The sequence below is a fragment of the Mesorhizobium sp. B2-4-13 genome (genome assembly GCF_006658535.1).
GTDB classification, from domain to species: Bacteria; Pseudomonadota; Alphaproteobacteria; order Rhizobiales; family Rhizobiaceae; genus Mesorhizobium; species Mesorhizobium australicum.
Genome location: NZ_VFVB01000007.1, coordinates 181249 through 195067, shown reverse-complemented (window position 1 = coordinate 195067; position 13819 = coordinate 181249). Strand labels below are relative to the sequence as shown.

Sequence of the window (13819 nt, the reverse complement as noted above, 5' to 3'; positions counted from 1 at the left end):
GCTCCGTAAGATTTCATTACGTGACCGCCAGCATAAGGATCCGACCCTCAAAAACCGGACCGCATTATTGCGGTGCTATTTACCCTATGTGACGCCAACATGGCAAAGCGCCTGACAATCACAATTGCAAGGCACCCCGGGCCCAATTGCAAACCACCAGGCTGAAGCCGGCTGCACCAACAACGAAATGGAACCATCATGCCAATCCTCAACCGCGCCGCCGAAATGCAGGACGAAGTCGCCGGCTGGCGACGGCATTTGCACCAGACGCCAGAACTGAACTTCGATGTCTTCAAGACGGCGGCCTTCGTCACCGAAAAGCTGAAAGAGTTCGGCTGCGACGATGTGGTGACCGGCCTCGGCAAGACGGGCGTCGTCGGCATCATTCGCGGCCGTCAGGGGGAAGGTCGCACAATCGGGTTGCGCGCCGACATGGATGCACTGCCGCTCAAGGAGATCACCGGCAAGCCCTACGCGTCGACCGTTCCGGGCAAGATGCATGCCTGCGGCCATGACGGCCACACCGCGATGCTGCTCGGCGCGGCGAAATATCTCGCCGAGACGCGCAATTTCACGGGCTCCGTGGCGGTGATTTTCCAGCCGGCGGAAGAAGGCGGCGGCGGCGGCAACGAGATGGTCAAGGACGGCATGATGGAGCGTTTCGACATCGCTAAAGTGTTCGGCATGCACAACATGCCCGGCCTGCCGGTCGGCCAGTTCGCCATCCGTCCGGGCCCGATCATGGCGGCGACGGCCGAATTCACCATCACCGTGAAAGGCCGGGGCGGCCATGCGGCGATGCCGCACGGCACCATCGATCCGATCGTCATCACCAGCCAGTTGGTCGGCGCCTTGCAGACGATCGCCTCGCGCAGCACCGATCCGGTCGAGGCCGTGGTGGTGTCGGTGACCAAGTTCCACGCCGGCGACGCCTACAACATCATCCCGGAATCGGCCGAGATCGCCGGCACCGTGCGCACGCTGAAGAAGGAAGTGGCCAGGAAATCGGAAGAGCGGATCCGCGCCATCTGCGCGGGACTTGCCACCGCCTATGGCGCGACGATCGAGGTCGACTACGACGCGAACTACCCGGTGACGTTCAATCATGCGGATGAGACGGTCTTCGCCAGCGATGTGGCCGCCGACGTGGCGGGCGATGCCCAGGTGCACCGCGAGATCCAGCCGGTGATGGGCGGCGAGGATTTCTCCTACATGCTGGAAGCCCGGCCTGGAGCCTTCATCTTCATCGGCAATGGCGAGACCGCCGGTCTCCACAATCCGGCCTACGACTTCAACGACGAAGCCATCCCGCACGGCATGAGCTATTGGGTGAAACTGGCGGAGACGGCGCTAGCCGCCTGAGGCCGGTCTTATAAAGCGCCGGCCGAATTGCGTTCGGCCGGCCCTCTTGGCGAAACGATCCGAAGCGGCTATGTGTCGGGCCGCGTGGTCCCGTAGCTCAGTAGGATAGAGCGGCAGATTCCTAATCTGTAGGTCACAGGTTCGATTCCTGTCGGGATCACCATGCTTTCAATTTTACGATGGCTACGTGCAGTAAGCTGCCCGGTTGGCGACCCGCTTTCTACACGTCACTTGCCGACATAGGCGGCCAATTCATCGGGCGTCCCCATCGGGAATGCCTGCTTGAGGTAGTCGAGGAACGCGGACACCCGAGCGCTTAGCAGCCGCCTGGACGGGTAGAGCGCCCACAAGGTGATGTCGCCTCCCTCGACATCACCCCAATGTATCAGCGAGCCGTCGGCTATGTCGTGGCTGACAAGCGACACGGGGAGGCGGCCCGCACCGACCCCCGCTCGCACCGCACCCCGGACCATGATCAGCGATGACAGGGTCAGGACTGGCTGGATCGCGATAGTTGCCCGGCCAGTGGGCGTCTTCACGGCCCAGATCGGTCGATCGCCGGCCGTGCGCACGACCGCGGGAGCGGGGTGGTGCCCGGGCGGCCGCGCGAGGTCAGGGCTTGCCACGACCACCAGCCGATCGCGCAGGAAGACTCGTCCGACGAGGCTGTCATCCGGATCGGGATTGACCCTGATCACCAGATCAAATCCCTCCTCGATCATGTCGACGGAGCGGTCTTCCGTCGACACATCGAGCCTCACTTCCGGATACTTCAGCGCGAACCCGGCGGCGATCTTTCCCATCGCGGTCTGCGAAAAAACCAGTGGCGCGCTGATCCGCAACCTGCCTCGCGGCCTTTCACCTCCCGAGGAGATCGCTGCGGCTGTCTCGTCGAGTTCGGTAAGCAGCCGGCCCGCACGTTCGTACAGCGCGCGTCCTTCCTCCGTCAGCTTGAGCATGCGTGCGCCGCGTTCGAACAGGCGCAGACCAAGGCTGGCCTCAAGCTCCGCGACCCGACGCGACAGCGTCGCCTTAGGGCGAGCGGCAGCGCGGGCGGCACGCCCGAAGCCGCCGTGGCGCGCCACGATGACGAAATCAGCGAGAGCAACCAGATCCATGTGTTCCACCAGTGATACGCTGCGTTCAAATATCACAGCTATTGGCCCATGTGTGAACCACTCATATTGGGGTCGTCAAGCAACCCAACTCGGAGAAACAATCATGACTATCCTCGTTACCGGCGCCACTGGCCGTGTCGGCCGCCAAGTCGTCCAGCAGCTCGTCAAGCGCGGCGCCGATGTGCGCGTCCTCGTTCGCGACATCTCGAAGGCTGACTTTCCGGCCGTTGTAGAGGTCGTGCAAGGCGAACTGCTCGATATCGACTCGCTGCGCAAAGCGTTTGCCGGCGTCAACACACTGTTCCTGCTCAACGCGGTGTCGGGGGACGAATTCACCCAGGCGCTCATCACCCTGAACATTGCCCGCGAGTCGGGCGTCGAGCGGGTTGTCTACCTGTCGGTGATCCACAGCGATCGTTTCGTCAACGTGCCGCATTTCGCCGTGAAGTCCGGCGCGGAGCGGATGATCGAACAGATGGGCTTCAGCGCCACTATCCTGCGCCCGGCCTACTTCATCGACAATGAACTCATGATCAAGGATGTCATCTTCAACCATGGGATCTATCCGATGCCGATCGGAGCCAAGGGCATCGCCATGGTCGACGCCCGCGACATTGCCGAGGTCGCAGCCGTCGAGCTGGTCCGTCGTGACCAGGCCCCGGGCAAGCTGCCGATCGAAATCATCAATCTGGTCGGCCCCGATACGCTGACTGGCTCGGATGTAGCGGCGATCTGGTCGGATGTCCTGGGCCGCCCGATTGCCTATGGCGGCGATGATCCTACCGGGTTCGAGCAGAATCTGGCGAACATCATGCCCAAGTGGATGGCCTATGAAATGCGCCTGATGGCCGAGCGCTATGTCGCCGACGGCATGCTTCCTGGGGCCGGCGACGTCGAGCGTTTGACAGGGATCCTGGGCCGCCCGCTGCACTCCTATCGCAACTTCGCGACTGAGCTTGCAGCATCGGTCTGAGGCCAACCGCATTCGCGCTCAGCCTCAAGCAGCTGGTAGTTCTATGGCTGGAATCAATCCCTACTTGGGCTTGTCGCTCGGCGTCCATTTGAAGTGGTCGCCGTCTTTCTCGATCTGCCCAATACCGGGGAACGGAAAGTGCGGTGCGAAGATCATCTCGTGGTCCTTGGCCAGCGTGGCCAAGGTCTTGGCCCTGTTCTGCTCACCTTCCGGCTTGTCGCCGTCGAAGGCCACGGCCCAGTCCGGCTTGGCGAGCGAGATGATTGAGCTGTGCACCGTGTCGCCAATATCGAACAGCCGTTCTTTTCCGGACTTTATCTGATAGCCGACATGACCGGGTGTGTGTCCCTTGAGCGCTACCGAGGTGATGCCAGGCGCGACCTGGGCGCCGGCCTTGAACGGTTTCACATGGTCGGCGATGACCTTGACGATATCGGCCGCATCCTTGTTGGACTTGGCAAAATCCCACTCCACGTCAGACATCCTTATCGTGGCGTTGGGAAAAGCCAGTTTGTCGTCCTTGACCAGCCCTCCAATGTGGTCGGGATGAGAATGGGTGATCAATATCTCGCTGACGTCAGCGGGTTTGATGCCGGCCTTGGCTAGGCTGTCCTGCAGCGCGCCGCCGACACCCGTGTCGATCAACACGACACTGGTCTTCGATTTGACCAGTAGGGCGTCAACGCTCAGCGTGATGGTATCGGTCGGCGCTCCCGCCGCCTTGAGCAGCTCGCCGACTTCCGCGGGGCTGTGATCGAGGCCGAAGGTCTTGCCGTCGTTGGGCTTGACGAACTGGGCGTCGTGCAGGGCGACGATGTCGAGTGTGCCAAGTTTGAATGACTTGGCATCCGGCTGCTGCGCCGGCATCTGCGCCATTGCCAGCCCCTGATGAAGCAGCATCAAGGTCGTTGTGGCCAACAGCCTGGTGGAATTGAACCTTGTCATGCGGGTATCCTCTGGCCGCGGAGGCGCGATCGGTCGGAAGACAGCTGGTGCGGCGGACAATTCCGGGGTCGGGCCGAATTCCGGGGTCGGGCCGATCGCAAATGCGCTAGGGATATAGCTCTCGGGCGCGGTCCGGCAATGGCGACCCGTTGCCGATAGCCGCTTCCTGGGACGGCTCGGCAAGCTGGGCATGGCGCATAGCCCAGAGGGCCCTGTTCGTCCTCAAAAGCATCCCGAGCACCGAAGAATAGGCCGCGCCTCAGTGTCGGCTTACTTCGCCGGGACCATCGGCGACGCCCACGCGATGACGGTAGACCATTTCCCAGCCCTTCCAGCCCGTGAACAGAAGAATGAGAACCACGATCAGCGAGAGGACCAGGCCGGTGGGTACCACCGCCGTCTCGCCATGGGCATAGCGAGAGTACCAGTTGTAGAGTTCGATCAGGACGACGAGCACATTGCCGCCGGCGTGGAGCCACGCGTCACGTAAATTGCGGATTTGAACATCGCCAAGGACATCGGTCAGCCCGGCAAGAGCTGCCAAGGCGGCCATTATCAGGCCCGCCCCAAGCAGCCAGAGACTGGCGGTCACCCATCCCGGATTGCCTGTTCGCCAGAAGATCAGGTCGCAAACGAAGGTGGCGACGAAGAAAGCGATCGGGAAGGGGATCAGCATGGGATGGATCGGGTGGCCGCCAATGCTTGCCGTGCTTTGCGGGTTGCGGGGCATGGTAATGCCTCCAAAGGCAGTCGCGCGCGACTGCGGTGCATCTCTGAAAGACAGTGTGAAATAAAACGCCGGCTGCAGCTGAATGTTCCACGACCCGAAGCGGCAGAGCTCCGAAGCGGAGAGGCGCGCGGGAACAAACCGGTCAGGTGGCGGAGCTGGTTGAGTAGAGTGGTGGGGCGGATAGCTTGCCGCAATAGGCGCAAAGCAATCCGTGCTTACCCGCCATGGCGAATCATGGCGGGCTTGCTTCGGCTGTGATCGGGCCGGCTCAGCCGACCCGCACGACAAAATGCTTGGTCACCGGCTCGATGATCTTCCAGGTGCCCTTGAAATCGGCTTCCACCACGAAGGCGTCGCCGGGGCCGACCTCGACCGGCGTGCCGCCGTCAGGCGTGATGATGATGCGGCCGGCGATCATGTGCACGAACTCATAATCGGTATAGGTCGCATGATAGGTGCCGGGCGACGCCCGCCAGGTTCCCGATATCACCTTGCCATCCGAAGTCGTGTGCTGGACGGCGGTCTGCATGGTCGGTTGGCCCTCGACCGCGATCCAGCCAGGCAGATCGCCGGCTTCCGCGTGCTCGACCGCGCCAAATTTCAGGATGGTCTTGTTCGTCATGCCGGGCTCCGTTTGCTTCATGTGTCCTGCGGGTCGGATAGCCGATGCACATGACGGGAGCAATGCCGTGCCATGCGAAACAGGCGCGGCCGCGCATTCGGGCTGACCGGCGCGGACCTGGAGTGGTTATGGCTTGTGCCGTGCCGAGACCAGCTCTGCCTTGCGTTGCGCAGTCTCCAGCCCGAGGCCGATGAAGGCGCGCGCGTGCTTGGCGAGCGCCATGTTGTCGGTCCACAGATTGCGCCAGATCGCCGTCTTCTTCGACAGGTTCTCGTCGACAATCTCCGAGGAGAAGGATTCGAAGCTGAGATCGTCGGCATAGCCGATTGCGGTCAGCGCATCGAAAATCCCCGCGAAATCGATGTTGCCGGTGCCGAGGAAGCCGCGATGGCTTTCGCCGATATGGACATAGCCGATCTTGGCCGCGGCGTGGCGGATGGCGAGCCCGACATCGGCTTCCTCGATGTTCATGTGGAACGTGTCGAGATGCAGGAAGATGTTGTCCGACCCCGTGTCCTCGATGAAGGCCAACCCTTGCGCGGCGGTGTTGAGCAGGTTGCTTTCGAAGCGGTTGACGATTTCGAGGTTGAGCGTGACGCCGGCTGCCTTCGCCGTCTCGGCGACCTTTGCCAGCGTTGCCGCGCTGCGGTTCCATTGATCGCGTGTCGGTGCCTCGATCTGCAGGCCATGGCTGGTCGAAAGAATGCCGGCGACCTTGCTGCCGCCAAGGTCGCGCGTCAGCGCGACGGTGTCGCTGAGGATCTCGACGCCGCGCGCGGCGATCGCCTTGTCGGCGCTCGAAATATCGCCGTCACCAGGCAATCCGATGCTGATCGCGACGCCGAGACCAAGATCGGCGATGCGTTTGGCAAGCCCGTCAATATCGACATTGGCGGGGTCGAGATAGGAGAATTCGATCAGGTCGAAACCGGCCTCCCTGGTATTGGCCAGCGTGCGTTCGAGTTCGCCCTGCGCCGAGCTTGCCGACCAGACGAAGGAATGGATTCCGATGCGCGACATGATCGTCTCCGGTTAAAGCAATTCTCCGTCCGGAATTGCGTAAAACAAAGAGTTAAGCGGCGAGGAGAATGGTGCGGCCAGATCGCGCCGGCCGCACCGGCCTTGGGAGGCTTAGCGGGCCGCGGTCCAGCCCTTGTAGTCCTTCAGGTTCTCGGCCGTGATCAGCTTCGGGTCGAGCAGTACGGTGGCCTCGGCCGGCTTCTTGCCGGCGAGCAGGTCGGCCGCCATGGTGAGCGACTGGCCGGCCATCACATAGGGATCCTGCGAGGCCGAGGCCTTGATCATCGATTTGCCGGAAGAAAGTTCCTTCTCGATATCCGGCGCGCCGTCGACCGCGGTGAAGATGAACTCCGAACGGTTGAGCTGCTTGGCGGCGAGCTCCGCGCCGATCGCCGTCGGATCGTTGATGGCGAACACCGCGTCGATCTTGTCGAAACGGGTGAGCAGCGACTGGAACACTTTCAAGCCGCCATCGCGGGAGCCTTCGGCGTTCTGGTCGTCGGACAGGATCTTGATGTCGGGATGCTGGGCAAGCACGTTCTTGCAGCCTTTCACCCGTTCCAGGATCGACGACGACGCCGGCCCGTTGAGGATGACGTAGTCGCCCTTGCCGCCGGTGTGATCGACCAGGTATTGGCAGGCTTCCTCGCCGGCCTTGACGTTGTTGGTCATCACCGTGACGTCGGCACCGGGCGCCGAAACGTCGAAGGCCGCGACGATGATGCCGGCTGCCTGCGCCTTCTTCACCGCCGGAGCGATCGCCTTGGCGTCGACCGCGTTCAGCATGATCACGTCAACGCCGGCGGCGATGAAGGAATCGACCTGCGAGACCTGCTTGTTGAGGTCGTAGTCGGCCGATACCGACGTCACCTCGACCTTCGGATTGATCTTCCTGGCCGCGTCCTCGATGCCCTTGATGGTGGCGACGAAGAAGGGGTTGCCGAGCAGGCCGACCGAGATGCCGACCTTGTTGAGGTCCTTGGCCGATGCCGGCGCGATGGCGACGGCCGCAAGGGCGGCGCCGCAGAGCAGTTTGGCGATGGTCTTCATTACGCTTACTTCCTCCTGATGCCCCGCGCCTCTCACGGTGCGTTACACAAGCCGGTCGTTGATGCCGGCGACTAGGTCACTCACGTTCTTGCCCCTGCCTGGAGCCGGTAGCGGTCGAGGGCGACCGCCACGATGATGACCAATCCCTTGATGATGTACTGCCAGATGTCAGAGACACCGGCCAAGATGAGGCCGTTGGAGAGCACCGCGATGATCAGGCCGCCGATCAGCGTGCCCCAGATCGAGCCGACGCCGCCGACGAAACTGGTGCCGCCGAGAATGACGGCGGCGATGGCGTCGAGTTCGTAGCTTTGCCCGAGCTGCAGGCCGTTGGCGGCGTAGAGCCTTGCCGCCGACATGGCGCCGCCAAGGCCGGCCAGCAGGCCGGAAACGCCATAGACGAAGAGCAGCACCAGCGGCACCTTGATGCCGGTCAGTCGAGCTGCCTCGGCATTGCCGCCGACGGCATAAATCCAGGTGCCGAGCACCGTGCGCTTCAGCACCAGCCAGGACAGCACCACCACCGACAGGGCGATGACGACGAGCCAGGGAATGCCGAGTACCGAGCCGTTGCCGATGAAGTCGAACGGCAGGTCGGAGTTGAACACCGTCGTGTCCTGCCCGAGCAGGCGGGCAATGCCGCGCACGGCTGTCAGCGAACCCAGCGTGACGATGAACGGCGGCAGCCTGATATAGGCGATGAGCAGCCCGTTGATGAGCCCGAAGCCGAGCCCCGCCAGAATGGCCGCCGGCACGCCGAGCAGGCCCCAGTCCGGCACCAGCGACACCAGCACCGCCACCATCGCGGCCGCCGCGAGGATAGAGCCGACCGACAGGTCGATGCCGCCGGTCAGGATGACGAATGTCATGCCGGCGGCAAGCACGATGTTGATCGACGATTGCTGCGTGACGATGAGCAGGTTGGTGCCGGTGAGGAAGCGCGGGTTGATGAACTGGAAGCCGGCCGCCAGCAGCACCAGCACGGGCAGCATGCCAAGGGCGGCAAATGTGGTGCGCAGCCGCCGGCTCCTGACCGCCGCCTGATCCACACTCTTCGTCGCGGTCGTCCTGTCTGTCATCGCTGAGACGCTCCCGTCGCAAGTTCCATGATCGCTTCCTGACGAAGCGGCTCGCCTCCGGATGCCGTCACCTCGCCTGATATGGCGCCGTCGCGCATCACCAGCACGCGGTCGGCGACGCCGATCACCTCGGGCAATTCGCTTGATATCATCAGGATGGCGATGCCCCGGTTGGCGAGATTGTCGATCAGCCGATAGATTTCCGATTTGGCCCCGACATCGACGCCGCGGGTCGGCTCGTCGAGGATGACGACCTTCGGCTCGGTCTCCAGAAGGCGCGCGAGCAGCACTTTCTGCTGGTTGCCGCCCGACAGCGAGCCGGCATTGGCCTGCGCCGAGTTGGTGCGGATCGACAGGTCGGCAATGGCCTTTGCCGCACGCCTGTCGGCGGCCGTGAAATCGCGAAGGCCGCCGGCCCGCGCGTCCCTGACAAGTACGCCCATGCTGATGTTGTCCGAAATGGACATATCGAGGAACAGGCCGAGTTCCTTGCGGTCCTCGGTGAGGTAGGCGATGCCGGCATCGAGCGCCTCGCGCGGCGAGCCGATGGTTATGGGCTTGCCGTCGAGCTCCATCGTGCCAGCGCTGCGTTTGTCGGCGCCGAAGATCAGCCGGGCAAGCTCCGTGCGGCCCGAGCCGACGAGGCCCGCCAATGCCAGCACCTCGCCGTGATGGAGATCGAACGAACAGTTCTTCAGCAGGTGCGCGTCGGACATGCCGCGCACCGAGAGCGCGATGGCGCGTTTTCCGTCTGGAGGGCGATGATCCTTCTTGTAGAAGGCGGAGAGATCGCGGCCGACCATCATCGACACCAGGCGCGAGGCGTTGAGGTCGGCGCGCTCGAGCGTACCGACATAGCCGCTGTCGCGCAGCACGCTGACGCGGTCGGCAAGTTGGTAGACTTCCTCCATGCGGTGGCTGATGTAGATGATGGCGATGCCTTGCGCCTTCAGCGTCGCGATCACCTCGAACAGGCGGTCGGTCTCGCGCGAGGTGAGCGATGTGGTCGGCTCGTCCATGACGATGATGCGCGCATTGGTCGACAGCGCCCGTGCGATCTCGACCAGCTGGCGCTCGCCGAGCGACAGGCCTGAGACCAGTGCCCGCGCCGAGAAGGAGACACCGAGCCGATCGACGATCTCTGCGGCGCGCCGGTTGCACTGGTCGCGGTCGACGATGCCGAAACGGCGCGGCTCGTTGCCGAGGAAGATGTTCTGCGCCACGGTCAGATTGGGCGCCAACGACAGTTCCTGATAGATCACCGCGATGCCGGCAGCACGCGCCTTGATCGGATCGCCCGTCGCGGCGGGCGCACCATCGATCAGGATCTCGCCGCCGGGATCCGGCCGATAGGCGCCGGACAGCACCTTCATCAGCGTCGACTTGCCGGCGCCGTTCTCGCCCATCAGCGCATGCAGCTCGCCGGCGTGGACGCTGAGCGAGACGTCCTGCAGGGCACGGATCGCGCCGAAGGTCTTCGAGATGTGGCGCATCTCCAGCACCGGCTGGCGCGCCGCTAGCGTCCGCACCGCCGCGCTCATCGTGCACCACCCGCCGCCTTGGCGGCGGCACCATGCCGGGCAATGAGATCGCGCCAAGCGTCGCGATAGCCGGCAAGCCCGCCGAATCGTGTCGCCCGCACCGGCTCCGGCAGCTCGGCGGCGAAGTCGCGCCCCACGCTCTCGAAGGCGAGCGCGGCGGCACCCGTGGCGCTGCCTTCGAGCGAAGCACCTTGCAGGAAACCCTGGCCGGGACGCAGCTGCGCCAGCAACCCGGCGAGCAAGCCGCCAGTGTTCAGCCCGCCATCGACGATGACGGTATTGTCGGAATGGATGAGGTCGAGGCAGAGATCGATCATTAGCGCCACATAGAGCAGCGCCACGGCAGCGCGTTCACCAGCATCGGGCATGCGCCCGGCCAACCGGCCCGGGCGATCCGGCATCGGCCCGCCCGCCGCGAAGCTCGGCAGCGCCATGAGGCCGGCATCGATCGCCTGTTGGATCGAGCGATGCGGGATCGCGCCTTGCCAGTCGCAGCTTATGACGGCGAATTCGCGCCCGCCCATGAAGCGGATGGTCGGCACTGGATCACCGTCGACATCGACATTGACCAGCATGTCGCGCTCACGGTCGAGCGCTTCGAGCGGACAGTCGGGGTTGAGCACGACGACCCAGGTGCCGGTCGACACGACAGTCAGCGGGCCGAGCTCCTGGCGACGATAGGCATGCAGCGCCGCATTGGAGTCGTGAACGCCGTTGTGGATGGCGACCGGGCGCCCGGCACCACCGAAGCGCTGCTCGCCGATGACGGCGCCGGCACGTTCGAAAGCCGGCATCTGGCCACGCCAGCCCTCGGCGTCGACCAGCGAGGAGAAATCACGTTTGCGCGGGGCCCACAAATGCGAATGGCAGCCGAGATAGGAGACCTCGCAGACCGGCCGGCCGCCAAGGCGCCAGCTCCAGTATTGGGGATAGCCGAGGATCCATTTCGCCGCCGCGAACGCGTCGGGATCGACTTCCTGCAGCCATAGCATGTGACGGCCATAGTTGAAGCCGAGCGGCAGGCGGGGAGAGAACGTCTCGCCGAAATCCGGGATGCGGCGGTCGATCCGCGCGGCAATTTCGGCCGGTGGCTCCTGTTCGTAGTCGAGGATCGGATGGGTCAGCGCCTTGTCGTCGACAAGAGCGAAGGTACAGCCATGGCCCGACACCATCACCCCTTCGACACCATGGTTTTCGACCGCGTCGGCGACGGCACCGAACGCCCAGTTATGGAGGGCGGCCTCGTCGAGCACGCTGAAGCCGCCTTGGCGCGCCCATTTCGGTTGCGTCCGGCGCTCGTCGAGAATGCGTCCGTCCTGGCCGAAGACGAACAGCTTCGAATTGGTCTTGCCGAAGTCGAGCACCGCCACGTTCACGCGAGGGCTCCCGAGGTTGAAGCGATCCGCACCATGACGCCGGCATCCTCCAGCATGCGCGCATCGGCATCGGAGAGCCCGTCATCGGTCACCAGCGTGCCGATGCGCGACAGCGGCAGCGCGACGTTGCGCGCGTGGATCGACAGCTTGCGGCTGTCGGCCAGCACCACGATCTGGTCGGCGCACAGGCTGAGCTCGACGATGGACCGCACCAGCAGCGGATGCGATTCCAGCAGCCCTTCCTGGTTGAGCCCCTGTGTGCCGAGAAAGAATTTCGAGGCATAGAAGGACGTCGCCTGGGTCGGCGAATGGATGATGCCGGGTTCACGGTGCAGGTCGCCGCCGGCAACCGTCAGGCTGCAATGGCCATGGTCGCTGAGATAGGCCGCGAGCGGCATCGAATTGGTGTAGAGCCGGATGTTGCGGTCGGCGAGCTTGACGCCGAGATGGAAGCAGGTCGAGCCGCCATGGACGATGACCGCGTCGCCATCGCGCACCATGGTCGCGGCGACCGCCGCGATCTGCCGTTTGGCTTCGACGGCAAGGTCGCGGTTCTCGTCATAGGGCCGGGCATAGGCGACGCCCGCATGCGAGGCGCCATCGAGCGCCGAAATGCCGCCATAGACCTTGCGGGCCTCACCGGCCTCGTCGATCCGGTCGATATCGCGCCTGACCGTCGCCGCCGAAACGCCGAGCCGCTCCTGCAACTCGCGCACGGAGGCAAACGGGCGATCCCGCAGCAATTCGACGATCTGACGCTGGCGGCCGAGGTCGCTCAACCTTTCCTCCCTGACGCCATTTCTATGGCAATTGGTGCAACTTACTCAACATTAGTTGGATTGCAAGCTGCTTTTGACGATAGTAGATCACTATTGACGCAGATCACTCACATCTGCGATACCAACGCCAACACCGGTCCCGACGACGGGATTTTGTGCAAGCGTTGGAGAAAAGGGCCATGGCAACCCAAGCTGATGCACAGGAACTGGCCGCCTTGCGGGCGCTTTCGGCCAGCATCGGGCTGAACCCGCATATGACGCAGGCGGCGGGCGGAAACACCTCGCTGAAGGCCGGCGACACGCTGTGGATCAAGGCTTCGGGCACCTGGCTGAAGGACGCGCTCAGCGACGACATCATGGTGCCGGTGGCGATGGCGCCGCTGCTGGAGGCCGTCGACCGGCGCGACCCGGTCGCCGACAAGCCACAGGCTTTCGCCATCGAAGACCTCAATCCGCGTGGCCTGCGTCCGTCGATCGAGACCACGGTGCATGCCTTGATGCCGCAACGCGTGGTTCTGCACGTCCACTGCGTCGACACGATTTCGCTGGCCGTGCAAGCCGATGGCGAGGCCGAGGTCGCCAAGCGGCTGGGCGGCATCGAATGGGCCTGGGTGCCCTATTTCCGGCCGGGCCTGCCGCTCGCCCGTGGCATTGCCGAGAGATTACGACCCGGCGTCGACGTACTGATCCTTGGCAATCACGGACTGGTGGTCGCCGCGGAAACCGTCCCCGACGCACAGGCCTTGCTGCACCGCGTCCGGTCGCTGCTGGCGCGGCCGGCGCGCGCGACCGCCGCACCCGACATCGCCGCCCTGACGACGCTAGCCGGCGACTACCGGTTACCGGCGGATATCGAAGCGCATGCTGTCGCGATCGATGCGGAAAGCCTGCACATGGCCGAGGCCGGCAGCCTCTATCCGGACCATGTCATCTTCCTTGGCCAGGGCTCGGTCTTGGCGAGGCCGGGCGAGGACGTGGCCGGCGTCGTCGCGCGGCTCGGCGCGGCGCCACCGGCGATCCTGTTTCCCGGCGCCGGCGTGCTGATGCGCGGCGACGCCAGCGCCGGTGCCGACGCCATGCAGCGTTGCCTGGCCGACGTGACCGCGCGCGTCGATGGCAAGGCGCGGCTGAACTATCTCACGGCCGCCGAGAATGACGAACTGGTCAACTGGGACGCCGAGCAGTATCGCCAGAAGCTCAACGCCGCCGGCACGGCCTGACAAG

The 13819-nt window shown here is 64.1% G+C and carries 13 protein-coding genes and 1 tRNA gene; 4 read left to right on the top strand and 10 right to left on the bottom strand.

Annotated features, from left to right (window positions below; genetic code table 11):
* The first annotated feature begins 198 nt into the window (after positions 1-198).
* Together FJ936_RS20260 and FJ936_RS20255 are read left to right on the top strand one after the other, a co-directional pair.
* On the top strand, positions 199-1362 hold the full coding sequence (locus FJ936_RS20260) for a M20 aminoacylase family protein (protein ID WP_140616792.1): 1164 nt from the start codon (positions 199-201) through the stop codon (positions 1360-1362).
* An 86-nt stretch (positions 1363-1448) separates the two neighbouring features.
* A tRNA-Arg gene (locus tag FJ936_RS20255) sits at positions 1449-1525 on the top strand.
* 64 nt (positions 1526-1589) lie between these two features.
* Here FJ936_RS20255 and FJ936_RS20250 read toward each other — a convergent pair.
* Positions 1590-2480, bottom strand: a complete 891-nt coding sequence (locus FJ936_RS20250) for a LysR family transcriptional regulator (protein ID WP_140616791.1) — start codon at positions 2478-2480, stop codon at positions 1590-1592.
* 103 nt (positions 2481-2583) lie between these two features.
* On the opposite strand from FJ936_RS20250, the gene FJ936_RS20245 reads away from it, so the two are divergent.
* Positions 2584-3453: an NmrA/HSCARG family protein gene (locus FJ936_RS20245; RefSeq protein ID WP_140713278.1), complete on the top strand. Its 870-nt coding sequence runs from the start codon at positions 2584-2586 to the stop codon at positions 3451-3453.
* Between the two features lie 60 nt (positions 3454-3513).
* Here the strand turns inward: FJ936_RS20245 and FJ936_RS20240 are convergent, their stop codons facing one another.
* From FJ936_RS20240 to FJ936_RS20200, 9 genes are all read right to left on the bottom strand, one after another.
* On the bottom strand, positions 3514-4398 hold the full coding sequence (locus FJ936_RS20240) for an MBL fold metallo-hydrolase (protein ID WP_140790719.1): 885 nt from the start codon (positions 4396-4398) through the stop codon (positions 3514-3516).
* Between the two features lie 259 nt (positions 4399-4657).
* Complete coding sequence (locus FJ936_RS20235) at positions 4658-5128, bottom strand: DUF2231 domain-containing protein (RefSeq protein ID WP_140790721.1); 471 nt, start codon at positions 5126-5128, stop codon at positions 4658-4660.
* A gap of 268 nt (positions 5129-5396) precedes the next feature.
* Complete coding sequence (locus tag FJ936_RS20230; protein WP_015315483.1) at positions 5397-5750, bottom strand: cupin domain-containing protein; 354 nt, start codon at positions 5748-5750, stop codon at positions 5397-5399.
* A gap of 126 nt (positions 5751-5876) precedes the next feature.
* Positions 5877-6770, bottom strand: coding sequence for a sugar phosphate isomerase/epimerase (locus tag FJ936_RS20225; RefSeq protein WP_140712809.1), 894 nt, complete (start codon positions 6768-6770; stop codon positions 5877-5879).
* 111 nt (positions 6771-6881) lie between these two features.
* The gene (locus FJ936_RS20220; RefSeq protein ID WP_015315481.1) at positions 6882-7820 is read right to left on the bottom strand and encodes an ABC transporter substrate-binding protein; all 939 of its coding nucleotides are present in this window, start codon (positions 7818-7820) and stop codon (positions 6882-6884) included.
* Between the two features lie 80 nt (positions 7821-7900).
* Positions 7901-8899, bottom strand: coding sequence for a ribose ABC transporter permease (locus tag FJ936_RS20215; protein ID WP_140720180.1), 999 nt, complete (start codon positions 8897-8899; stop codon positions 7901-7903).
* Positions 8896-10440 carry a sugar ABC transporter ATP-binding protein gene (locus FJ936_RS20210; protein ID WP_140790723.1) on the bottom strand — a complete coding sequence of 515 codons (1545 nt, stop codon included), beginning with the start codon at positions 10438-10440 and terminating at the stop codon, positions 8896-8898. Before FJ936_RS20210 ends, FJ936_RS20215 begins: the two co-directional genes overlap by 4 nt.
* Entirely contained in the window at positions 10437-11816 is a 1380-nt protein-coding gene (locus FJ936_RS20205; RefSeq protein WP_140790725.1) for a carbohydrate kinase, read from the bottom strand. Before FJ936_RS20205 ends, FJ936_RS20210 begins: the two co-directional genes overlap by 4 nt.
* Positions 11813-12595 carry a DeoR/GlpR family DNA-binding transcription regulator gene (locus tag FJ936_RS20200; RefSeq protein ID WP_015315477.1) on the bottom strand — a complete coding sequence of 261 codons (783 nt, stop codon included), beginning with the start codon at positions 12593-12595 and terminating at the stop codon, positions 11813-11815. The genes FJ936_RS20205 and FJ936_RS20200 overlap by 4 nt, the downstream gene beginning before the upstream one ends.
* Before the next feature lie 179 nt (positions 12596-12774).
* Here FJ936_RS20200 and FJ936_RS20195 point away from each other — a divergent pair, with 179 nt between their 5' ends.
* Positions 12775-13815 (top strand): class II aldolase/adducin family protein, encoded by a 1041-nt coding sequence (locus FJ936_RS20195; protein WP_140790726.1) that lies wholly within the window; start codon positions 12775-12777, stop codon positions 13813-13815.
* Positions 13816-13819 lie beyond the last annotated feature (4 nt).